The following is a 22442-nucleotide window of genomic DNA, read 5'->3' as shown; positions in this document are numbered from 1 at the left end:
GAGTATGGCCCACCGCACTGACAATCCGAGCCGCGCCGCACACATCTTGATCTTGAACGCTTCAGGCCGCGGAAAATGATCGCCCATGAATCGCCCGATACGAGGAAGCCTCGGGACGGCCCTCACCGGCTCCGACGCATCCCATTCCCGCTTCGACCCTGACCTCTGCGAACGACCCAGCATCGCCGAGCTCGACAACGGCTGCCAGTGGCACGTTATTGCGAATATGAGGTAACGATCTCTGGGCGATGCTGCACCGGTAGGTGATCGCCCGCTGTTCCTAACCTAAGAAAATCAAGACCGGTATCCGATGTGGCGCAACAGATTCCGCAGTCGGTGCTCGATCTGTAGGGCTGTCACGTCTTCCGTGTGCTGGAGCAGGACGGATCCGATCGAGCTGGCCAGGATGTCCTGGATGACGCTCGGGTCGGTGTCCGGTGGGAGGTGACCGGCGTCGATGGCTTGCTGGGCGATCTGCGCCATGGCGTTCAGTCGTGGCTGCAGGTAGCGCTTGGTGTAGGCGGTCACCAGTTTCGGGTAGTCGACTGAGGCGCCGATGACGCGTGCCATCAGTACGCGGAAGCGGGGGCGGCTGAGGAGTTCGGCAATGGATGAGATCAGTTCGTCGATCGACTGCCCTGCCGGGGCAGCGTCCATGTCGGGGGCGCGGGCGTGCTCCAATGCGGCCATCAGGAGGTCGTCTTTGGCTCGCCAGCGCCGGTAGACGGTCAGTTTTGCCACGCCGGCGCGTTGGGCGACCGCTTCGATGCTGGTGCCCGCCGCGCCGCGTTCGATCAGCAGGTCCAACGCCGCGTCCAAGATGGCGGCGTCGTTTCCTGGGTCGCGTGGGCGGCCGTGGCGTTCTACGCCGGCCACAGCACCTGGTTCAGCCATGCCGTCAGTTTGTCGGGTGCCGGATGGTCACGCCAACCGATGTGCCCGTCGGGGCGGATCAGCACCACATCGTGCGAGTGCGGCTCTACCGGTGTGAGCGCGACGATCAGGTCGGCGCCCAGTTGTGCCGCGGCGGCCTCGGCGTGGCGGGCGGCGACGTGCTGATCGTTGGCGAGCACCACCCAGCGTCCGGAGATCGTGGCGTGCAGCGTGGTCTGGCTGCCGTCGAGATGTCGGCAGGCGAGGTCGGGCATCCGGTCGCCGGGACGCGGGCCGCGCATCCATCGATGCGAGGTCGGGGCCAGTGGTCCGCCCCGGTAGCTGATGCCGAGTTGGGAGGCGGCCAGCCACAATCGGCGCTGCACTGCGGGCAGGCGGACGACCGGCAGGACGACCTTGTCGCGCAGCAGGCGTTTCCACGGGTCGTGCGGCAGCATGATGTCCACGGCGGTGCTGGTGGCGCGCAGGACCTTGCGGGCCAGCGACCGTCGCTCGCCCTCGTAGGTGTCGAGCAGGCGCTGGTCGGCGCGGCCGCGGGCGACCAGCACCAGCTTCCAGGCCAGGTTTTCCGCGTCGCCCAGCCCGGTGTTCTGCCCCTGGCCGCCGGTGGGACTCTGGATGTGTGCCGCGTCGCCGGCCAGCAGGATCCGGCCGCGCCGGTAGGCGTCGGCGAGCCGGCGGTGGATGCGGAACTCCGAGGCCCAGCGGATGTCCGTGACCGTGTCGAGTGCGACGCCGCTGCGGCGGGAGAACTCGCTCAGCACCCGCTCGCTGATCTCGCGTTCGGACAGCTGGTCCGGTAGATCCGCTGGTGGTTCGGTGAACACGCGCCAGGTGTCGTCGGGCAGCGCGGTGACCGACAACATGTGACCGGCGTCCATCCAGGTCGTGCTGCCGTTCTTGTCCAGCGGCCATTGGGCCCGCACGTCGACCATCAGCAGGCGTTCGAGGAGTTTGCGGCCGGGGAAGCCGATTGCGGCGAGTTTGCGTACGGTGCTGTGTGCGCCGTCGCAGCCGATCAGCCAGTGGGTCTCGATGTGGTGCTCGGTGCCATCGGCCGTCTGGACGGTGGCGATGACGCTCATGTCGTCCTGCCTGGCCGTGACCAGCCGGGTGTCCCATTCGACGTGGCCGCCTAGTTCGGCCAGGCGTTGCCGCATGGTGCCCTCGACGTCGGCCTGTGAGATCAGCAGTGCCTGTTTCGGCTGGTCGGCGACGGCTTGGCCGACGTGGAGGCGTAGTACGGTGCGCGATCCCTCGTTGTAGGACATGTTGAGCGAGGACTGGGAGCGCTGTGGCAGGTCGCCGAGCGCGCCGATGCGTTCCAGGACCTCGACGCCGCGTGGTTGCAGGCCGAGGGCGCGGGAGGTGGTGGCGGGGCTGGCGGCGGCGTCGATGACGCGCACGGGGATGTCGTGTAATGCCAGGTGGATGGCCAGGGCCAGCCCGGTGGGGCCAGCGCCCGCGATGAGTACGGTGTCAGTCACTTAGTAAACGATACGGTACCGATTACTAAGTCGGAATGACGGACATGTGTGATCACAATCACCGAGCGCCGGTCGGAGGCTGCTCGTTAGTACCGTGGAAATCACGTGACTCCCTTGATCGACTCAGCCGAGGCGCAGTACCAGGAGATGTGTTACGTTTCGCTTCTCGGTAGGCTGTTGCGTAGAACCGTGAGCGGGATAAACGCAGGTTGGGTGCCGAGCTCTCCCGGCGTGGGGCCGGCCGGGGTAGGCATGTCGACGAGGCGTTCGGCGAGCGCGGTGACCGCGTCCCGGTCTCCTTCCAGCACTTGGCGCTCTTCGTCGGTGAGATCGAGTTGTTCGAGCATGCCCTCGATGCCGTCCTTGACGGCCAACAGCTGTCCAGCATGGGACTGTTTGGGCAGGTAGAAGGGGGCATCGGGCGCAGGCCAGGCGGTGCGGGCACTGGGCGAAGAAGTCGTAGGTGCAGTAGCCGTCGCCCAGGTCGTAGTACTTTCAGGGCTGTCCGTCGGCGGCGGCGCCGTTGCGGATTCTGTCGCGGTCGATGAGGACTTCGATGGTGCGGACGTTGCGGGCGAAGTAGTCGGCCTTCTTGTAGGCGGCGGTCAGGGTGCGCTGCAGGATCGCGGCGTAGTGGCGGGTGCTGGAGGGGGGTTTGTGGCCGAGCCATTGCTGCAGGTCGGCCAGGGTGAGGGGCTCGCGGGCGTTGAGGAGCTGGGTGGCGATGGTGGCTCGGGCGCGGTGGCTGGTGAGGGCACCGCGCGAGTCGCGCATGGGGATGCCGGCCTTGGCGCAGGGCGCCGGGATGATGTGGTCGTTGAGGTAGCCGCCGCCGACCAGTTGTCCGCGGTGGGTGAACAGGTGCTGGCGGCGTTGCCGGGTCTTGCGGTCGGTGATGTCGGGTTGCGGGGCTCGCACGAGCTTCCACGCCTCGATGAGCTGTCCAACGACCGAGTCGACGGGCTTGGTGAACGGCCCGCAGGTCTTGTTGGCCGGGACCCGCAGCAGGCAGACCGGATAGGCCTCGCCGCTCTGCTCGTCGTGGCCTTCATCCCAGGTGACGCAGTCAAGCTCCAGGCGGCGGATCTCATCGACGCGGCAGCCGGCGAACAGCCAGACGCCGACCAGCGCCCGGACCATTTCGAGCGAGCCGTACGTTGACGAAAGCCCCGTCGACCCGGAGGAGGGCGAGGAGGCTCTGTCCGGGTACACCAGTCACGGCAAGACGGTGGCGGACGTACGGTCCGAGCTGAGCCGGCGCGGGCTGAAGGCCGGCTACCGGCTGGTGTGGCAGTACCAGGACGGTGGGTGGTCCGACGAAGCCGTGCCAGCGAGCCGGGTCAAGGACAACTGGACCGTGGCGTCCACCCGCTTCCACAGCTCCGACACCGTCGACCTCTACGTGACCGCCGGCAAGGACGCGGGCCCCGCTCCCAGCTCGCGTCCCGAACCCCAGTGGTACGACATGCCGGACTGAGACCGCGGCAGGGGGCGGCGCCCGGTTCCAGCCAGGGCGTTGCCCCTTTCCGGCACGGCTGCGTTGTTCCTCACGTCACAGCAGCCCACGCGGAGTCGAGAGCGCGGGTGATCATGCAGGGCACCGCACCGACGGTGCCCGCGCGGACGTCGGCCATGACCTCGTCGAACCCGACGATCACCGTGTTCGACTTCGGCGCCATGGCCAGATGCACGGTGGCCTGCGCCAGGGCGAGGCGGGGCTCGGGCATCCCAATCAGCTGGACAGTAACGAGTGAGAAACCCAGAAGCTACGGCTTATTCAGCGGCAAGCCCTTAAAAACCGGCATTGCCCCTAGCCCATATCGTTAGGGACCGTTGCGTGCCGGCCCACTTTCACGCTTCGCCGGGCAGATAGGCGCGGCAGAGATCGGTGCCCGCTGTGACCGGGCGCCGGCTCTACCCCGGTGTGTTGGTGCAGTTTGGAGGACAGAGACCTCCCACCGCTCCAGTCGACTGACCAATAGCTCTCCATGATCTGCCGGATTTGATCGTTTGGGAACGCATAGGGAACGATCAGCCGTAGTCGGCTGGTGTCGGCCGTAGATGGCCGGACACAACGCGAGAGGCCCGTCACCGCGTTTCCGCTGGTCACGGGCCTCTTCTAGCTGGTATGGCAGGTGCAAGGTTCGAACTTGCGTAGGCTGAGCCGACGGTTTTACAGTCCCGTCGCGATCAAGCTCTGACCTGGGCGTATACCTATGACCATCTCAGCTTGGCCGCGTATTGGCCGTGGTCAAGCTCTGGACGGAGCTGGGCGAGTTGCCTGGTTAACCGACAACCGAGGCATCGTGTGGATGTCTACAGCGCCAGTGCGAGCGGGCGGCCGACCAAGTACCTCTGTCTTCGATGCGGATGCTCTGCACGATGACCGTCCACACCGGACATACCGGAGTGCTCTCCAAGCACATCATTTTCAGCGGCGCCAGCCCCTCAAGGGCTGTGGCGATGGGCGGACGGTGCGACAACGCACGGTGGACCACAGCGCCCGTAGCCATGAAATGTCAGGCGGCGGACCGGCGTGGCTGGCCATGCTGATGAGGTCGATCCACTCCGATGTGGGCGCCGCTGGCGCACCGCCCTGGGCGATGTCCAGGGCGGGCAGTTCCGGCGGGCAGGCGTGGCGCTGGCGCTGCTCACACGGCTGACCGTGAGAGCGCGCGGGGCAGACACGCACAGCACAGGGTCGGTCAGCCGTCGGTGATGAGACCTGCAAATATCGATATATCCACGCTCATTACTCACCTTTACACTGCTCGCCAATTACACAGTCAGATAGCGTTATCTGGAGAGAGGGGGCAAATATGGAGATCTCGCCACAAGCAGTCGTCATCCCCAAGGATACCGATCATCTTGAGCAGGGAAAATACGGCCCCATATTCCCGAGGACCCCGGCATGCTACGGGTTCACCATCATCGCGAACGTCAAGCCCGGCCGCGCCGAAGCGATCCGCGACTACGGCCACACGCTGGCCAAGGCGCTGCAAAGCGATCCGCAACTCCTCGCGCCGCTCAAGCTGCACTATCTGCGCTGGGTGCTCTTCGACGACGACACGCGCTTCATGTACCAGGGGATCTTCGACACCGACTTCGACAAGTACACCGAAGACGCCATCGCACTGTTCACCCGAGCGGGAGTGAGCACGGCCTTCGAGAATCTCGAGGGATTTCCCGAGGACTGGAAGACCAACCCCGAGGCATTCGTCAGGTTCGTTCGCGAGCACCATTGCCCGAGCTTCATCGAGTACGGCGAGTATCCGTACTTCACCGCAGACGAGATCAAGAAAGCTTTGCGGATAAAGAGCGCCTTGTCGGAGATGCTCGACCAGTTGCAGTGACATCCGCAGACGTTATCCGGAGACGACATGAGCGAGTTCAGGACCGCGCGCACGTACAACCAGAATCACGTGCCGCGCCCGTACACCCCCGGCCGGCGGCGGCTGAGCATCTACGTCGCGTGGAGCTATCCGGCCGAGGCCGGCAGGAACCCGGCCGACCTCGACAACCGGTTCTCCACCATGACCGAAGTACGCCGCATGACGTGGCCGGCCTACGAGGATCCGAAATGGTCGGATCCCCTGCGCTTCCAACAGGGCGTCGCCGGTTCGCTGGAGCTGTTCTTCTGGGGCTGGCTGCCTTTCCAGCAGTTCGTCGAGGAGACCACCGGATTCGCCGTGCCCGTGTACCAGCGCGTCGATCAGGCGGGTTTCCATACGCCGCTGGACGAGCGGGTGCTGGCAGACACCGACACCCTGTTCGTGTGGGGGCTGGACCACGTGATCACCGGGCAGGAGGCCGCACCTGAGGAGATCGAGGTCGTACGGAACTTCCTCACCCGGGAAGGGACCTGCTTGGCTGTGGGGCCGCACCATGACGTCGGGGCATCGGACGACATGTCGGTGCGTGACATGGAGTATTACCACCACGGCGATCCTCTGGTGCCCCGCCAGCAACGGTTCGGCAGGTACACCCGATCGTTGATGGCAGGTCTCGGAGTGCCTGTCGAGAACCGCTACGGGCTACGCCCTGCGGTGACGGAAGCGAACCAGAGCGCCCCTCTGTCCATTGCCAGGGATCTGGACACCAAGGGGTGGCTGGAAGGCGTTAGCAGGTTCAACTTCCACATGCACCTCCCGCACTACGCCGTGACCACCAACGACCCGAACGTCATCCATGTGCTGGGCAGGCAGCCGATCGACATGTCCAGGCCGCCGCACCCGTTCACAGAGGCAGGCAACACCGAGTTCAACATGTTCCTGTGGATGCCGCCCAGCGGTGATCGGGCCGGAGACGTGATCCTGGCCGACACCACGATCTTCAGCTCGTTGTTCGGCGTGGACGAGAGCCTGCGCACGTTCTGGAACAACATCGTCTCGGCGAAATAGCACCGCAGGGAGGCGGGTTCGATGAGCGAACACACGCAGGTCGCCCTCGAACTCCACGACATCCAGCGCGGGGTGCTCAGCCCTCGGCCGACGCCGTACGCGGCCACGTACATCCTGCTCCGCATCGACGACCGCGCGCACGGGCGGGAACTCATGCGCCGCTTGAGCGGGGCGGTGACCTCGGCGGCCGACACGGCGAGCCCGCTGGGCGAGACCTGGGTGAGCGTCGCGGTCACCTATCACGGACTCAGGGCGCTCGGTGTGCCACAGGATTCGCTGGACACGTTCTGCTGGGAGTTCCGGCAGGGAATGGCCGCACGAGCCAAGGCGCTGGGCGACATCGGCGAGAGCGGCCCTGAGCACTGGGAACCACCGCTCGGCACGCCCGACGTCCACGTGGTGCTCGTGGCACTCGCACCCGACAGCGCGCAACTGGACGTCGCCATCGATCGCGCCCGTCCCGCCTACGAGGCTCTTCCCGGCGTGACGGCGATCTGGCGGCAGAACTGCCATGCGCTGCCCACCGAGACCGAGCCCTTCGGTTACCGCGACGGCATCAGCCATCCGGCCGTCGAGGGCAGCGGCATCGCCGGCTCGAACCGCTTGGAGACGCCGCTCAAGGCAGGCGAGTTCGTGCTCGGCTATCGCGACGAGCTTGGCGGCGTCCAGACCCCACAACCGGAGGTCCTGGGGCGTAACGGCACCTACGTGGTCTTCCGCAAGCTCCACCAGCGTGTGGCCCTGTTCCGGCAGTACCTGAAGGACAATGCCACCAGCCCCGAGGACGAAGAGCTGCTGGCGGCGAAGATCATGGGTCGCTGGCGTAGCGGCGCGCCGCTGGCGCTCAGCCCGCTGCACGACGACCCGGACCTGGGCGCCGACCGAAGCCGCAACAACACTTTCCTGTTCGAGCAGGAGGATCCGGCCGGCTTCACGACTCCCGGCGGCTGCCACATGCGCCGGGGCAATCCTCGTGATGCGTCGGTGGCTGGAGTGCCGAGGCTGCACCGCATGATCAGACGTGGCACCGCGTACGGTCCGCCACTGCCCGAGGGTGTCCTTGAAGACGACGGGGCCGATCGCGGGCTGATGTTCGCCTTCGTCGGAGCTCACCTCGGGCGGCAGTTCGAGTTCGTCCAGTCCGAATGGATGAACGACGGCGTCTTCTTCGGCGCCGGTGACGCGAGGGACCCCGTCTCCGGCTCCAACGACGGCTCCGGCGACTTCACGATCCCCCGGCGTCCCGTACGGCGCCGCCTGCAGACGCTGCCCAGGTTCGTCGTCACACGCGGTGGCGAGTACTGCTTCATGCCTGGCCTGACCGCCCTGCGCTGGCTGGGTGATCTCCAAGACTGAGGCACGGCGAAGCCGGGTGAGGTCACAGGACACGCTGCAGCTTCTGCTCAACGCGGTCACCGTGATCTTCATCGCGGCCACCATGTCGCCGCGTTCACCGTTTTCGCATGGCCGTAAATGCCTCGCGGACCGTGGGATAGGCAGGCAGCTGGCGTGTAGCGCCGTCGCGGTAGGGATTGGCGCGCAGCACCGCCAGGACGGAGGCATGGACGTCGGCCAGGGCCAGCCTGCATTCCAGCGCCCGCAGGTCCACGGTGAGCTGGGCCAGGGCGTCCGCGGCGGTGGCATCCACGTAGAACACCGCCTCCGTATCCAGGATCACGCTGCCGGGACGCGGCTGGCGGGCCGCCACCAAGGACAGCACACGCTGGCGGACCCGCTGGGCGTTCGCGAAGAACAGCGGCGCGTCCACGCGATAGATGAGGATATCGGGGTGGGGTGAGTCGGCTTCGGCGATCTCGCGTGGCTCCCGTTCGCCGACGGTGACGGCCAGCACAGCGTCGTGTGGGCGGGCGGCTCGGCGGACCAACTGAACGATGGACAGGGCCACGGCAATGAGCAGTCCTCGCAGCACGCCGAGGGCCAGCACGCCGGCCATGCTGACGAGCGCGATCGCACCCTCGGCGCGCCAGCCGCGCCAGAGCCGGGCGAAGCCGGTGATGTCGAGGAGCCTGGGAGCGTTGACGATGACGATGGCGGCCAGCACCGCGTACGGGAGCAGCCCGTACAGCGGCCCGCCGGTGTACAGGACGAACAGGACACAGCCGGCGGCGATGAGTTGGAAGGCCTGACAGTGTGCTCCGGCGCCGCGGGCCGACAGCGTACGCGGCGTGCTGGCCATCGGCGCGAAGCCGCCCAGCGCGCCGGAGACCAGACTCGCGACGCCGAGCGCGGCCGTCTCCCGGTCCAGGGAGGTCCTCTCGCCGACGTTGATCGCGGCATGGCGGACGGCGCTCACGGTCTCGATCAAGGCGATCAAGGCCAGGCCCAGCGATGGCAGCAGCAGCGCCCACACCTCGTCGGCCGTCAGGTCGATCCGCACGAAATCGGGCGGCCCGCCGGATACCGGACCGATCACCGCGACCCCACGGTCGGCCAGCCCGGCCACGGCGGACAGCGCGATTGCGCCCAGGCAGATCACCAGCGCACCGGGCCAGCCCGGCAGATAGCGCCGGAGCAGCACGAGTGCGGCCAGGGCGCCAAGGCCCATCGCCGCGCTCAGCGGTTGGATCTGATCCAGATGGGTGATCACCTGCCACAGCTTGCGGAGGGGATCGGATCCGTATGTCGCGATCCCCAGCAGCGGTCCCACCTGGCTGGCGATGAGTTCCACAGCCACACCGGCCAGGTATCCAAGCAGCACCGGCGCGGACAGGAAATCTGCGAGGCCCTGCAGCCGCAGCGCCGCCCCTAGCAGGCACCAGACCCCCATCATGACAGCCAGCCCCGCCGCCAGCACCGTCGCCCGGGCGGCGTCGTCACCCGCCAGCTCGTGCACCGTGGCGAACGTCAAGAGTGCCATGGTGGAGGCGGGCCCCACCGCCACGAAACGCGTGCCGGTCAGCAGAGCGAAGACCGTCGCGGCCCCCAGCGCGGTGTACAACCCGGCGACGGCGGGCAGACCTGCCAGCGTGCCGAAGGCCAGCGCCTGAGGCAGCAGGCTGACGGCACTCACGAGCCCGGCGATGGCGTCCGCACGCGCCCGTCGGGCCGAGTGGTGATGAAGCTGTCCGATCAGCGGCACCACCCTGGCCACAGACCAGGGACCCCCATCCATTCCCTCATCATCTGCCGATAACGGTCATCGCGTTCCAGGCGCGTCTGCTGGCGTCGTAAAGCTTGGGTCCTCCTCGGAGCCGGCGGAGCAGGCCGAGCAGGCTGCACTACCAGCGGCGCAGCGAGCCACCGCTTGACATACAGCACCACCCACGGCACATCGCACACCGCACGGACCGCCAGTCGCTCACGCGCGTTCTGGTGATTCCCGGAACGGCGGCTTCCACCGCGGCGAGGAGAGCCGGGTCCCCCATATCGATCACGTTCGTACTCTCTTATCGGCGTGGGTCGATGTGGATCTTCGGGCCCGGCCCAGCGCCGGTCGGCCGGCGTCCGGCCAGGACGTCCGCGGTCTCGGCGAGGCCGACCGTGGCGGCCACGAGGGGGCGGGCGTCGACCGAGGCTTCGGCGTAGGCGGCGATGGCTCCCGCCAGGCCGGCCGAGCCGCCCAGGATGCCGACTGCGGTGACGTCCTTGAGCGCCAGGTCGCGGGTGTCGATCGTGGACGGGGTACCGGCCAGGCCGATGTAGACGATACGCCGGCCGGGTTCGACGAGGTCGAGCGCGAGGGCGGGCAACTCGGGTGCGTTGGACGCGTCGATGACGGCATCCCAGGGCAGGCAAGGCAGTGACCCACGGGTCCAGGCATCGGTGAAGCCCAGGCTCTCCGCCAGACGGAGGCCGTCGCTGTCGCGCCCCAGCAAGTGGACCTCGGCTCCGTCGGCGCGAGCGAACAGCGCCGTGAGGAGGCCGATCGTGCCGGTGCCCAGGACCAAAAGCCGATCATCGGCCGCCAACCCCGCCGCGCGGACGGCCCGCAGAGCATTGCCCCCTGGTTCGACGAGAGCGCCGAGCGTGGGATCCACGGTGTCCGGTAGGTGGTGCAGGGCCGTGGCGGGCACCGCGAGTTGCTCGGCCAGCGCGCCCGGGCGGCCCCGGCTGATGCCGATCTCTGCCGAATCGGCGCAGACGTGATGGCGGCCGGCCCGGCAGCGGTCGCAGTGACCGCAGCCGAGCATGGTGTCACCGGTGACTCGCTGCCCGAGCCATGAAGGGCTCACGCCCTCGCTCACCGCGCTGACGCGCCCGCACCACTCGTGGCCGGGGCGGAGCGGGTAGCAGGAGCGGCCGGTGTGCAGGTAGCTCATCTCGCCGGTGAACAGCTCGACGTCCGTGCCGCACACGCCGACCCGCTCGATGTCCACGACCACTTCACCTGGCGCGGCGACGGGCGCTTGGACCTCCTGGACCTCGGCTTTACCAGGGCCGGTCAAAACCAGGGCACGCATCTATCGGGGTCCCACGACATGCTGGCGCTGCGTGCCGAGGCCGTCGATGCCGAGCTCCATGACGTCGCCGGGCTGCAGCCAGATGGGCGGGTTGTGGCCCATGCCGACGCCGGGCGGGGTGCCGGTGTTGATGAGGTCGCCGGGCTCCAGGACCATGAACTGGCTCAGGTGGTGCACGATGACGTACGGGTCGAAGATCATCGTCTTGGTGGTGCCGGTCTGGCGGCGCACGCCGTTGACGTCCAGCCACATGCCGAGGTTCGTCACGTCGGCGATCTCGTCCCGGGTGACGAGCCAGGGGCCGGCAGGGTTGAAGGTCTCGGCGGACTTACCCTTGCTCCACTGGCCGCCGCGCTCCATCTGGAAGGCGCGCTCGCTGACGTCGTTGACCACGCAGTAGCCGGCGATGCAGTCCGCGGCCTCCTCCACCGAGTCGAGGTAGGAGGTGCGGCGGCCGATGACGATGCCGAGCTCCACCTCCCAGTCGGTCTTGGTGGCGCCGCGCGGGATGCGCACGTCGTCGTAGGGGCCGACGAGCGTGTTGGGCGACTTGGTGAACAGGATCGGCTCGGCCGGGACCGCCTGGCCGGTCTCGGCGGCGTGGTCGCTGTAGTTGAGGCCGATGCACAGGATCTGGTGCGGCCGGGCGATCGGCGCGCCGATCCGCTCACCGGCGAACTCCCGGGGCCGGCCGGTGGCGACCCGATCGGCGAGCAGCGCGACGCCGCCCGTCGCGAAGAACTTCTCATCGAAGTCGGGGGTGAGGTCGGAGACGTCGATGTAGTGCGTCTCGTCGATGCGGACGACGGGCTTCTCGGCGCCGGGCGCGCCGATGCGCATGAGGTACACGGGTGTCTCTCTCAGAAGGGGTTCCAGTAGGGCGTGGGCAGGCCGCGGACGCCGACCTTGGCCGTGTACAGACGGCCGTCGCCGGGACCGGGCTCGTCCAGGTCTTGGGTGGCGGTGGTGATGACGAGGACGTCGAGGTCGGGGCCGGCGAAGGCGGCGCTGGAGGTGTGCGGCGCGCCGGTTTCGACGGTGGCCAGCAGTTCCCCGGTGGGGGTGCGGCATTCGACGCGGCCGAGCCCCCAGTTGGCAATCCACAGGTTGCCGTCGGCGTCGGCGCACATTCCGTCGGGCAGGCCCTCGGTGACGGTGAACGCCTCCCGCCGCGGCCCGGTCTTGCCGGTGTCCGCATCGTAGTCGCGTACCCACACCGTGCCGGGCATGGTGTCCACGCTGTAGAGCCGGTCGCCGACCCAGGCCAGGCCGTTGGACAGCACCAGGTCGGTGTCGAGGAAGGTGATCCCGGTCTCGTCCAAACGGGCCAAGACCTCCTGCGCCTCACGGTCGTCGTGGGCCAGGCTGCCGACCAGAAACCGGCCGGCCGGATCTACGGCGCCGTCGTTCAGTCTGCTGCGCACACCAGGCTCAAGCACCTGAGCCACCTCGGTGCGGCTCCCGTCAGTGCCGAGGCGGGTGAGGGTGGCCCGCTCAGCGACAATCAGATCGCCGTCCGCCGAAGCGGCGACCGCGCCCACCGTGGAGTCGAAGGCATGCCGTCCGGTGGCGGTCACCATGCCGTTGTCGAGCCGCCCCTCATGCACAGCCCCCGCGACGATGTCCACCCACAGCAGACGCTGCCTGGCGGCATCCCAGACCGGGCCCTCGCCCAGGGCGTATACGTCGGCCGAGGCCGGGGTCGCGGTGAACTTCACGAGGGTTCCTCTCCCGTGACGATGGCTTGGATGGCGGCCACGTCGTCGATGAGCGTCTGCAACGGGGTCCGGTAGGCCAGGCCGCTGACGCTGATGGCGCCGCTGGGCATCGTGGGAGAGTTCAGGTACGCCGGCACCGCCAGGCAGTTGACGCCCGGTTCGCTCTCCTGATCGTCGGTGGCGTAGCCCTGCTCGCGGATGCGCTCCAGTTCGGCGTGCAGGCCCTCGACGGTGGTGATGGAGCGCTCGGTGCGGCACTCCAGTGCCCGATCGCCCACCCACGCGCGAACCGCGTCCTCGTCCGGCAGGCCATGGGCCAGCAGGAGCTTGCCGACGGCCGTGCAATGCGCGGGGTTGCGCCCGCCGACGACCGAGGTGAGCCGGACCGCGCCGGCGGCCGGGTCCAGCTTGGAGCGGTAGACCACCGCGTCGCCGTCCAGCACCGCGTAGTGCACCGTCTCGCCGTATCGGTCGCACAGCGCCTTGAGGACTGGGATGACGCGCACATGGTCGGGCCGGGCCTCGTGATGGGCGAAGGCCATCCGCAGGAACTCATCTCCCAGCACGTACCGGCCATGACCGTTCTGCGCGGCGAACCCGGCGCGGCGCAGCGCGGCCAGCGCCCGGTGCACGGTCGGCTTCGGGCTGGCGACCGCGCGGGCCATCTCCTCCAGCCCGATCCCGTCGGGATGGCGAGCCAGCTCGGCCAGCACCGCCAGCACGCGGTCGGACCCGACGAGCCTGGGCTCGTCGATAAGCTCGGACATATTCCGAACGTTAGACCACCGTTCCAGGAAACGGAAGTTGCCTGGAACGGGAGTTCCGCTGCGGTGGCCCATGGTCTAATCTTCCCCCTGGGTTTCATGAATTGAATCAAGGTTCCAATAATTGGAAGATTGGTGGATCACGGCGAGGAGCCGGAGCGCTCAGTGGTACGCGGGGAGCGACCGCAACGCCTACATCCATCGCGCGTGGATGCGGCGCGGCCTGCCGTCCGACGCCTTCGACGGCCGGCCGCACATCGCGATCGCCAACACCGCCTCCGACCTCACTCCCTGCAACATGCACCTCAACGAGGTCGCCGAGCATGTCAAGCGAGGCGTGTGGGAGGCGGGCGGCGTCCCGCTGAACCTGCCGGTGGTCTCCCTCGGCGAGACGAACGTCCGCCCCACCGCAATGCTCTGGCGCAACATGGCCGCGATGGCCATCGAGGAGATGCTGCGGGCCAACCCGATCGACGGCGTGGTGCTGCTCGGCGGCTGCGACAAGACCATTCCCGCCCTGCTCGTGGCCGCCGCCTCGGTCGATCTGCCCGCGGTCGTCGTTCCGGGTGGGCCGATGATCACCGGAACCTTCCGCGGCGCCACGCTCGGCTGTGGGACCGATGTGTGGAAACTGAGCGAGGAAGTCCGTGCCGGCACGCTCAGTGGCGAGGCGTTCCTGCACTCGGAGTCGTCGATGATCCGCAGCAAGGGCCACTGCAACACGATGGGCACCGCCTCCACCATGGGGCTGCTCGCCGAGGTGCTCGGCATGACCCTGCCCGGTCTGGCCGGCACCCCCGCCCCCGACAGCCGCCTGCTGGAGGGCGCGCACGAGACCGGCCGTCTGATCGTCGAGATGATCGCCGCCGGACGCCGCCCCTCGGAGGTCATGACGCGCGGCTCGTTCCTCAACGCCATCGTCGCCCTGGCCGCGCTCGGCGGCTCCACCAACGCCGTCGTGCACCTGCTGGCCATCGCCGGCCGGCTCGGCGTCGAGCTGTCCCAGGACGACTTCGACCGCACCGGCTCCGGCGTCCCCCTGCTGGTGGACCTGCAGCCCGCCGGCCGCTACCTGATGGACGACCTCTACCGGGCAGGCGGCCTGCACGCTGTCCTCAACGAGCTCGGCGACCTGCTCGACCCCAAGGCGATCACCGTCACCGGCCGCCCTTTGGTCGATCACCTCGCCGACGCGAAGGTCTACGACCGTGAGGTCATCCGGCCGCGCGACGCGCCTCTGCAGCCGGAGGCCGGGATCGCCGTCCTCTACGGCAACCTCGCCCCCGACGGCGCCGTCATCAAGCCCGCCGCCGCCTCGCCCCACCTGCTCCAGCACCGCGGGCCCGCCGTCGTGTTCGACTCCGTCGAGGACCTGCACGCCCGCCTCGACGACCCGGATCTGCAGGTCACCGCCGACTCGGTGCTGATCCTGCGCGGCTGCGGTCCCAAGGGCTACCCCGGCATGCCCGAAGTGTCCAACATGCCGGTGCCGCCCAAGCTGCTCGCCCAGGGCGTGCGCGACATGGTGCGCATCTGCGACGGCCGGATGAGCGGCACCGCCTACGGCACCGTCGTCCTGCACGTCGCCCCCGAAGCCGCCGCCGGCGGACCCCTTGGGCTGGTGCGCACCGGCGACATGGTCATTCTGGACGTCGAGAACCGCCGCCTCGACGTCGACCTCCCTGCCGAAGAACTCGCCGCCCGCCGGCCGTCCCCGACGATGGCCGAAGCGTTCGCCCGTCCGGCCCGCGGCTGGCAACGCCTTTACGTCGAGACCGTCCAGCAGGCCAACACCGGCGCCGACCTCGACTTTCTCGTCGGCTCCAGCGGTGACCACGTGCCGCGCGAATCCCACTGAAAGGAGCCCTATGACCTCCGCTCGCACCGCCCTCATCACCGGCGGCGTCAGCGGCCTGGGCAAGGCCGCCGCCATCCGCCTCGAAGCAGACGGCGTCAAGGTGATAACTCTGGACGTGGCCGACGGCGCCGACCTGGTCGTGGACGTCACCGACGCCGCCGCCGTCCAGGCCGCCGCCGAACAGGTGGGTCCGGTGGACATCCTGGTCAACTCCGCCGGGATCGTCGGCCCGAACGCCCCGCTCTGGGAGATCCCGCTCGACGGCTGGCAGCGCACCTTCGACGTCAACGTCAACGGCACCTTCCACACCTGCCGGGCGTTCGTGCCCGGCATGCGTGAACGCGGCTGGGGCCGCATCGTCAACCTCGCCAGCATGGCCGGAAAAGACGGCAACCCGAACATGGCGCCGTACTCCGCCTCCAAGGCTGCCGTCATCGCGCTCACCAAGTCTCTCGGCAAGGAACTGGCCACCAGCGGCGTGCTGGTCAACGCCATCACCCCCGCCGTGATCGAGACTCCGATGAACGCCGACACCAGGCCCGAGGCCCTCGCCCACATCACCAGCCTCATCCCCATGCGCCGCGTCGGGAAGGCGGAAGAAGTCGCCGAGCTCATTGCTTGGCTGGCCTCCGACAAGGTCAGCTTCTCCACCGGAGCCGTCTACGACATCAGCGGCGGACGCGCCACCTACTGACGGCCTCGACGCGGGTTGCGCGGCGTGCGGGCGCAGCTCGGCCAGCCGGTGCACGGCGATCGCCGGGCCGTCGCCCCCTCGCGAGAGAAGGTCGGTGACGGCGAACCCGCCGAGCTGCGCCACCTTCTGCTCCAGCGTGAGCCGGGAGTACCGGCCGCTGGCCGCCGCGCCCAGCCCCCGCCAACGCCGCGCCCTGGAGGACCTGGTCCTGGTGGAGGAGGGCCGCCGGGCCTCCAAGCTGGACCGGCTGCGGCGCAGCCCCACCGACGTCAGCGGCGCCGGGGTGGCCAAGGTCGTCGACCGGCATCTGAACCTGCGCGCCCTGGGCGCCACCACCTGGGACCTGTCGGCGGTCCCGTCGGGCCGCATCGCCGCGCTGGCCCGCTTCGCTGTTCAGGCGTGGCGACCCGATCTGGGGGTACAGCTACCGCCCGGAGACCGGTGAACTGGTGCACGTATGGGTGCATGACCCGTGGGAGGACACGGGCGGGGTATACGAGGGCATGGAGGACACTCCCATCATGTGGGTCGCATGGGAGACGCTCTTCGGCGGTTACCCGGGCGGCCCGAACGGCACCTGGAACAGGACCTTCAAGACTCGGCGCAACTAGCCTCAGGGAGCTTCGCAATGCCGTTGAACACGCCTGAACCTCCGGGACGGATTCGCGACGAAACGCGCTCCCATCTCGGCCAAATCGCCAGAGCCAGCGGAGACGGCCCGAAACTGCTGGGCGAGATCGGCCCGGATGACGTGGAGGTGTCCGCCCCACACCGGGTGTTCGCACTGCTCGTCCGAGACATCGAGGCCAACGGTGGCCTGGAAATGGCGCAGCCGGTGGGCTGGCGATTCCTGCTGGAGTCCGGCGGCGATGTGCTCGCCGGCGCCGAAATCTCCGAAACGCCGGAACGCACCTTCCCGCCAACGTTCTACAAAAGCTCATCCGTTGGAGCCACCGCGACCGCGGTCAAAGCCGCACGAGCCCTGCCGCAGCTCCAAATGGCCGGGTTCGACCTCCGACTCCTGCGGATCCCCGAGCTCTACCAGATTGCCCTGTGGTTGCACTCACCCAACACCGACCTGCTCATACCGCTGGCACCCTCCCCGATCGGGCGCGAGGGCCAGGTCACACCACCACCGGTGTTCTTCCGAGAACTCACCGCCCGTGCCCAGGAGTACAGAGCCCGCCAGCCCCGCGACCGGGAGCCGGCCTAACGTCATCCGCTCGCCTTCCTGGAGGTGATCGCAAAAGACCGCCGGTCGGCGTGAGCTGCACGGGGAAGCGGGGGCGACTTCATCGCCCCCGCTCCCAAGGCCGTGGTGCCCGCACACATCATTTCCCAGCCCTGGCCCTGGCCGCACACCGCCAACCACCTGGCCATGTTCGCCCTCGCGGTACGCCGGCGCGACCGGCGTGAAGCGATCGGCCAGGTGGTGCGGATCATCGTCGCGGCGCCCGGATCGGCGCTGGGCCGCTATCCCGAGGGCAACATGGGCCTCGAGCGGGTCCGTTCGGCCCAGCCCATGCCCGTGCCCGCCGACCTGGCCGCACCGCCTCGCCGAGCTCGCCCGTCAGCTGGAGGACGGCGGGACACTCACCCGCGAGCACTAGAACCACCGCAGCTGTACGCCGCTCTCGTGGACGCCGTCGCGCTGGGCCACGCGCACCCCGGAGGCTTCGACCGGCTCGCGCTGTCCCTTCCGGATAAAGTTGACGGAAGGGACACGTGTTGAACTGCGGCACGACACCTTGGTCTGGACGGTTTCGAGTGGAGTTGTTCAGGTCTTCCTGTCGGCGAGAATGCATCCCTCAAGGCCGATGATCGCGACCGGGCCACGGGATCACCACACGTCGACGTCCACGCCGATCGCGATGGTCCGCAGGGCGCTGAGCGCGACCCAGGTGCGGTCGTCGCTGCCCAGCCCGTAATTGCCGGGTTCCTCCGTCCCGGGTAGCAGGTCGAGCACGGCGCTGACGTGGCCGCACTCCGCCGCGTTCCGGGCCGCGTGCGCGGACTCGCGCCGCTTCGTCGCCTTGGGCAGCTTCGCGAGCCCGGCGTGCTGGGCGGCGAGATCGGTCACCTGGTCGGCGGTTGGGCCGGTGGGCCTGCCCTCGGCTGCGATCCGTTCGGCGACCGGCAGGTCGCGCCGCACCGAGGCCCAGTTGATGTCGCCCCACAGTCGGAGCAGATCCGGCTGCCCGTAGACAGTGAGCGCGCGGGCCGCCGCCCAGTCGTCGAACCAGCGCACGCCGAAGGCGTGCCGCTTGTTCGGGTCGTTCGGCTCGCTGCGCTCCCCGATCAGCTCGCGCACCAGCTCGGTCTCGCCCCGCCGCAGCAGGTACACCAGCCAGGGAACGCCGTGGTACCGGCCCACCGGAGTGCCCACGCCCTCGTCCAGCACGACGCGGGCCTCCTGCTCCCGGCCGCACTCGGTCAGCGCCCAGACCAGCGGCAGGCGGACTTCCCAGTTCGAACGGTCGGCGTCGGCGGCCTCACGCGCGCAGGCGAACCACCGCTCGGAACGTTCACGATGCCCCAGGACCGCGCAGGCCCCGGCGACCGCAGCCATGTCCGCCGCATCGCTCACGTCCCGGAGATCATCGTCGGCATAGGGGAAGACGGCGGCGGCTTCGGCGTCGAAACCGGCCGCGCCGAGCACGAGCGCGATCCGCGCGAGCTGTCCGAGACGTCGCCGGTGTTCCGGGATCGCGAGGGCCAGCTCACGGGCTTCCGCGGCATCGCCTCGCCGGACGCAGATCATCGCGAGCTGCTGGAGCGTGTCGACGGTCCACTCGCCGTAGACAAACGAGTCCGGCCGCGTCAGGTCGACGAGCGTGCCCCGGACCACCGTGATCAGATCGGAGACGGTGGCGGTATCGGGTGGCGGCCACGTCCCCCTCGTCTCCGCCGTGCTGCCACGTCCCCGGAACGGCGCCAACAGCCGCTCGGTCTCCGGTGAGGCCGCCCCCACTCCCGCGTGGGCGGGGTCGGGGAAGATGCTCTGCTCTCCCCAGCGGAACGGCCAGGCGAAGCGGCGAGCGACGGACCAGCAGAGCCGGCCGTCGAGATCGTCGTCCCGCCCGGGCGGCGCGATGACCGTGCCGTCCTCGAAAGCCACCGTCCAGGTGTCCTCGTCCAGCGCGAACGTCGGGCTGAGCCGGAGCTGGTCGCCGAGGTCACGGCCGGCGAACAAGAGCGGGCGACGGGCGACCGGAGCGTGGTGGAAGGGGTGGTCGGCCACGATCTCGCCGGTCTCGGGGCGCAGGAAGCGCACCGCGTGCGAGCCGATCGCGATCAGCACGTCGTCGGCGGGCCATTCCAAACCGAACCCGTGATCCCACTGGCCGATGGTGCGCCGGATACCGTCCAGGACGCGCAGCCGTTCGGGGCGTTCACGGAGCGACCAGATCTCGATCCGTCCCTCGCCGATGACACAGGCCGCCTGCTCGCCGTCCGGCGACCAGGCCCACGACCGGGCGTCCCAGCCGCGCGGGTTGGACGTGTCCGTCTGAACGTGCAGGTCGTACCGGTGCTCACCGGTCGTCCCGTCGATGATCCCGACGATCCCGCCCGCCGGGTCCACCACCGCCAGCCGACCGCCCGGCCCCCAGCACAGGACATCGGCGCCCGGGTAGCCCGCAAGCTCCGCCGCCGTCTCACCCGTCAACGCGTCGGTGATGATGAGCTTTCCGCCACGCTGGTAGGCCAGGAACCGTTCATCCAAGCTCCACTCGGGCGGAGCCGCATCCTGATCCTCTTCCAGACCCAGAATCCAGGAGATCTGCCGTTTCTCCACGTCGAGCGAGATCGCCGCGTACTCGTCCCCCGCCTGTCCGTAGACACGGGAGCCGTCGCGCGACCAGAACGCCCGGCCAAGGATGAGCTCGGGCTCGTCGCCCCAGGTTTCCCGGAACTCCTCCGGCAACGGTCCGCTGAACTCGATCGGCTCCGTTCCCTCCGGATGGGCGTCCGGTGGCCCGGCGACCGAGCCCTCGTGCATCGCCACGATGACGTTGCGCAGGAAGTCCGACCCGCCTCCGTAGACGAGCGCGCGCCTGCCATCGGGGGCGAAGGCCATGCCCAACGGCCTGCCGGAGGCGAGGAAGAACGCATCAGCGATCGGCTCGCGGGCGGTGCCGAACGGGTCCCACACCCCGGTCGCGTTGGTGTTGTACTCCAGCGCGATCCGCGTACCGTCCGCCGACCACTGGAGGCTGCGCGCGTAGTCCGGGAAGCCGATGCCGCCCATGATGCCGTCGATCGCGTGGACGCAGCGGCCGGTGGCGACCTCGAAGACCTGCAGGACACCGCCCCGATCGTAGTCGTCGCCGGTCCCGCTTCCGACCGCGAGGTGGCGACCGTCCGGGCTGAGCGCGTGGCCGTTCAACTCGCCGTGGTGCACGTCGAAGTGGCGCAGCAGCGCGCCCGCGTCGCGCAACCGGGCGGTCGCGAGGCGATGCGCGTCGGTGACCCCGTGGGCGCGCTCCAGAGCCTGGAGGGCATCTCGCAGCGGCACGGTGTCGCGCTCCGGGCAGAACGCGGACCAGTCGGCGTTCTTGAGGGTGTCGAAGGCCTCGTCGGGGCCCATCCGCTCGTCCGGGACGCCAGTGAACAGCGGGGACGGCGGCGCAGTGCCGGGCTCCCGGCCTTCGAGCACGGCCGCCAGCGCGTCCTCGTCGTAGATCGGAACGCCGCGCACCGCAGCCGGACCCGCCTTGATCCCCGACTTCGCCCCGGCGAAGACCAGGTCCGTCTTCGCCGAGACCGACGCGGTCACCTTCGCGCCCAACGCCTCCAGGCCGCGCTTGGCCTCATCCTTCGAAAGCCGCCCGAACCGCCCGGCCAGCACGACCGTACTGCCACTGATGATCATGCCAAGCGACCGTAGCGGAGATGACCGACACATCACCTCTTGTTCGGCGATCAGCTGGTCTTTCGAGTTCCGGTTCTCGCGTTCGGTGCGTTCGGTGCAAACCGGCTGCGCCCTGGACGTTGTGAACAGCGACGTCGGGCCTTTGCAGGTTTGCTCACGATCCGGTTTCAACTGCCCACAAGCTGTCGCCAGCCCGCTGTCGTCCGACAGGAACCCGTTCAGGCGGCGCCACCGAGATCGAAATCGAAGGCGACATCCGACAACTCAACCTGAACACCGACACGAGCACTGAAACAACACGCGAACACCGACAGCTTCATCTGCAACCGACAATCTCTCTTCCTCTTTGTCTCTTCCGAATGAAGTTGACGGCCTGGACAGGTCCTGACCTGCGGCACGACACCTTGGTTCGGACGGTTTCCAGCGGAGTTGCGCAACTCTTTCTGTCGGCGAGAGGAAATCAAGGTCCCGGAGGGTGGACTGCCCCGGTTGGACAGTGCGATGGGTGCTGTGGCCATGATCGCTTGACTCTCGGGTAGCCCGAGACGGGATGCTGTCTGGGTGAGCAGCGACAATTTCCTGAGTATCGGTGTCTTCGCCCTGGTCAGTGGCCTGTCGATCCATGCCTTGCGGCACTACGACGAACTCGGCCTGCTGCGACCGGCGATCGTCGATCCGGTCACTGGATATCGCCGCTATCGCCCTGAGCAGGTTCGGCAAGCCCGGCTGATCTGCGCGCTGCGGCGCGTCGATGTGCCGATCGACTCCGTTCGCGTCGTCCTGGATGACCAGGACGGCGAGTCGCTGCGCACCGTGCTGTATCAGCACCGAAAGCGGCTGGTGGATCGCGCCCAGGTCCTTTCTCGCATGGTTCGCACGGTGGACCACTACATCGAACACGGAGTGGCTATGCCCGACCTGAAGACACCGCGTATCGTCCAGGTGACCATCAATGTCACGGACCTCGCCGAGTCGATCTCCTTCTACCAAGCCGCATTTGACGCGGTGTTCAACGAGGAAATCTCCTCCTTCCAGTTCGGTACCTGGCCGAGTGAGGAGTTCTTCCTGCTGACGGTCGCGCATGAGCCCAACGAGCATGGCAAGCACGAAGGTCCAGCCGGGGTGTCCCGGTTCGGCCTGCTCGTCGATGACGTGGACGCCGCGCACCATCGCGCCGTTGATGCCGGGGCCATCGAGGTCTTCCCGCCGGCGGACAAGCCGTGGAAGCCGCGGTCTTCGTGCGTGACGGACCCCAGCGGGAATCGCATCGATCTCTATCAGGCGTGAGTGCCTTGTGACCGCGCGCGCGGCGTCGTAGCAGAGTTGACCGATT

22 protein-coding genes are annotated in these 22442 nt (G+C 68.5%); 11 read left to right on the top strand and 11 right to left on the bottom strand.

Annotation, left to right across the window (positions count from 1 at the left end):
• Window positions 1-294: 294 nt before the first annotated feature.
• From EJK15_RS10695 to EJK15_RS10685, 4 genes are all read right to left on the bottom strand, one after another.
• Window positions 295-894, bottom strand: a complete 600-nt coding sequence (locus EJK15_RS10695) for a TetR/AcrR family transcriptional regulator (protein WP_138710224.1) — start codon at window positions 892-894, stop codon at window positions 295-297.
• Window positions 864-2381 carry an FAD-dependent monooxygenase gene (locus EJK15_RS10690; protein ID WP_138710223.1) on the bottom strand — a complete coding sequence of 506 codons (1518 nt, stop codon included), beginning with the start codon at window positions 2379-2381 and terminating at the stop codon, window positions 864-866. Before EJK15_RS10690 ends, EJK15_RS10695 begins: the two co-directional genes overlap by 31 nt.
• Before the next feature lie 152 nt (window positions 2382-2533).
• The gene (locus EJK15_RS72690) at window positions 2534-2755 is read right to left on the bottom strand and encodes a BLUF domain-containing protein (RefSeq protein ID WP_206060772.1); all 222 of its coding nucleotides are present in this window, start codon (window positions 2753-2755) and stop codon (window positions 2534-2536) included.
• Between the two features lie 121 nt (window positions 2756-2876).
• A complete protein-coding gene (locus EJK15_RS10685) occupies window positions 2877-3521 on the bottom strand; it encodes a tyrosine-type recombinase/integrase (protein WP_206060771.1) in 645 nt (214 codons plus the stop codon).
• An 88-nt stretch (window positions 3522-3609) separates the two neighbouring features.
• On the opposite strand from EJK15_RS10685, the gene EJK15_RS10680 reads away from it, so the two are divergent.
• A complete protein-coding gene (locus tag EJK15_RS10680) occupies window positions 3610-3858 on the top strand; it encodes a hypothetical protein (RefSeq protein ID WP_138710222.1) in 249 nt (82 codons plus the stop codon).
• A gap of 70 nt (window positions 3859-3928) precedes the next feature.
• Here EJK15_RS10680 and EJK15_RS10675 read toward each other — a convergent pair whose 3' ends face one another.
• On the bottom strand, window positions 3929-4114 hold the full coding sequence (locus tag EJK15_RS10675; RefSeq protein WP_338089859.1) for an AAA family ATPase: 186 nt from the start codon (window positions 4112-4114) through the stop codon (window positions 3929-3931).
• A gap of 1086 nt (window positions 4115-5200) precedes the next feature.
• Here EJK15_RS10675 and EJK15_RS10670 point away from each other — a divergent pair.
• The 3 genes from EJK15_RS10670 to EJK15_RS10660 are packed head-to-tail and all read left to right on the top strand — an operon-like array spanning window position 5201 to window position 8137.
• Complete coding sequence (locus tag EJK15_RS10670; protein WP_138710221.1) at window positions 5201-5734, top strand: hypothetical protein; 534 nt, start codon at window positions 5201-5203, stop codon at window positions 5732-5734.
• 27 nt (window positions 5735-5761) lie between these two features.
• A complete protein-coding gene (locus tag EJK15_RS10665) occupies window positions 5762-6781 on the top strand; it encodes a hypothetical protein (protein WP_138710220.1) in 1020 nt (339 codons plus the stop codon).
• Between the two features lie 21 nt (window positions 6782-6802).
• Entirely contained in the window at window positions 6803-8137 is a 1335-nt protein-coding gene (locus tag EJK15_RS10660; protein WP_138710219.1) for a Dyp-type peroxidase, read from the top strand.
• Window positions 8138-8231: 94 nt separating this feature from the next.
• On the opposite strand, the gene EJK15_RS10655 is transcribed toward EJK15_RS10660, so the two are convergent.
• The 5 genes from EJK15_RS10655 to EJK15_RS10635 all read right to left on the bottom strand — a co-directional run bounded on the left by EJK15_RS10655 (window position 8232) and on the right by EJK15_RS10635 (window position 13687).
• Complete coding sequence (locus tag EJK15_RS10655; protein ID WP_138710218.1) at window positions 8232-9914, bottom strand: SulP family inorganic anion transporter; 1683 nt, start codon at window positions 9912-9914, stop codon at window positions 8232-8234.
• Window positions 9915-10188: 274 nt separating this feature from the next.
• Window positions 10189-11202, bottom strand: a complete 1014-nt coding sequence (locus EJK15_RS10650) for a zinc-dependent alcohol dehydrogenase (protein WP_138710217.1) — start codon at window positions 11200-11202, stop codon at window positions 10189-10191.
• Complete coding sequence (locus EJK15_RS10645; protein WP_138710216.1) at window positions 11203-12051, bottom strand: fumarylacetoacetate hydrolase family protein; 849 nt, start codon at window positions 12049-12051, stop codon at window positions 11203-11205.
• Between the two features lie 11 nt (window positions 12052-12062).
• Window positions 12063-12920 carry an SMP-30/gluconolactonase/LRE family protein gene (locus tag EJK15_RS10640; protein WP_138710215.1) on the bottom strand — a complete coding sequence of 286 codons (858 nt, stop codon included), beginning with the start codon at window positions 12918-12920 and terminating at the stop codon, window positions 12063-12065.
• Window positions 12917-13687 (bottom strand): IclR family transcriptional regulator, encoded by a 771-nt coding sequence (locus EJK15_RS10635; protein WP_138710214.1) that lies wholly within the window; start codon window positions 13685-13687, stop codon window positions 12917-12919. The genes EJK15_RS10640 and EJK15_RS10635 overlap by 4 nt, the downstream gene beginning before the upstream one ends.
• A 121-nt stretch (window positions 13688-13808) precedes the next feature.
• Here EJK15_RS10635 and EJK15_RS10630 point away from each other — a divergent pair, with 121 nt between their 5' ends.
• The 6 genes from EJK15_RS10630 (at window position 13809) to EJK15_RS72685 (ending at window position 17968) form a co-directional block, all read left to right on the top strand.
• Window positions 13809-15542, top strand: coding sequence for an IlvD/Edd family dehydratase (locus tag EJK15_RS10630; protein WP_240776888.1), 1734 nt, complete (start codon window positions 13809-13811; stop codon window positions 15540-15542).
• A gap of 10 nt (window positions 15543-15552) precedes the next feature.
• On the top strand, window positions 15553-16236 hold the full coding sequence (locus tag EJK15_RS10625; RefSeq protein ID WP_138710213.1) for an SDR family oxidoreductase: 684 nt from the start codon (window positions 15553-15555) through the stop codon (window positions 16234-16236).
• A 94-nt stretch (window positions 16237-16330) separates the two neighbouring features.
• Window positions 16331-16681, top strand: coding sequence for a hypothetical protein (locus EJK15_RS10620; protein WP_138710212.1), 351 nt, complete (start codon window positions 16331-16333; stop codon window positions 16679-16681).
• A gap of 4 nt (window positions 16682-16685) precedes the next feature.
• Window positions 16686-16847: a hypothetical protein gene (locus EJK15_RS70405; protein WP_171074221.1), complete on the top strand. Its 162-nt coding sequence runs from the start codon at window positions 16686-16688 to the stop codon at window positions 16845-16847.
• 17 nt (window positions 16848-16864) lie between these two features.
• On the top strand, window positions 16865-17449 hold the full coding sequence (locus EJK15_RS10615) for a hypothetical protein (RefSeq protein ID WP_138710211.1): 585 nt from the start codon (window positions 16865-16867) through the stop codon (window positions 17447-17449).
• A gap of 105 nt (window positions 17450-17554) precedes the next feature.
• The gene (locus tag EJK15_RS72685) at window positions 17555-17968 is read left to right on the top strand and encodes a DUF3703 domain-containing protein (RefSeq protein WP_240776887.1); all 414 of its coding nucleotides are present in this window, start codon (window positions 17555-17557) and stop codon (window positions 17966-17968) included.
• A 108-nt stretch (window positions 17969-18076) separates the two neighbouring features.
• Here EJK15_RS72685 and EJK15_RS10605 read toward each other — a convergent pair whose 3' ends face one another.
• Window positions 18077-21109, bottom strand: a complete 3033-nt coding sequence (locus EJK15_RS10605; protein ID WP_138710210.1) for a WD40 repeat domain-containing protein — start codon at window positions 21107-21109, stop codon at window positions 18077-18079.
• A 561-nt stretch (window positions 21110-21670) separates the two neighbouring features.
• On the opposite strand from EJK15_RS10605, the gene EJK15_RS10600 reads away from it, so the two are divergent.
• Window positions 21671-22396: a VOC family protein gene (locus EJK15_RS10600; protein WP_138710209.1), complete on the top strand. Its 726-nt coding sequence runs from the start codon at window positions 21671-21673 to the stop codon at window positions 22394-22396.
• Window positions 22397-22442: the final 46 nt, after the last annotated feature.

This window comes from Nonomuraea basaltis (assembly GCF_005893125.1).
GTDB lineage: Bacteria > Actinomycetota > Actinomycetes > Streptosporangiales > Streptosporangiaceae > Nonomuraea > Nonomuraea basaltis.
The sequence above is the reverse complement of the archived record's forward strand: the minus strand, read 5'-3'. Positions and strand labels throughout refer to the sequence as shown.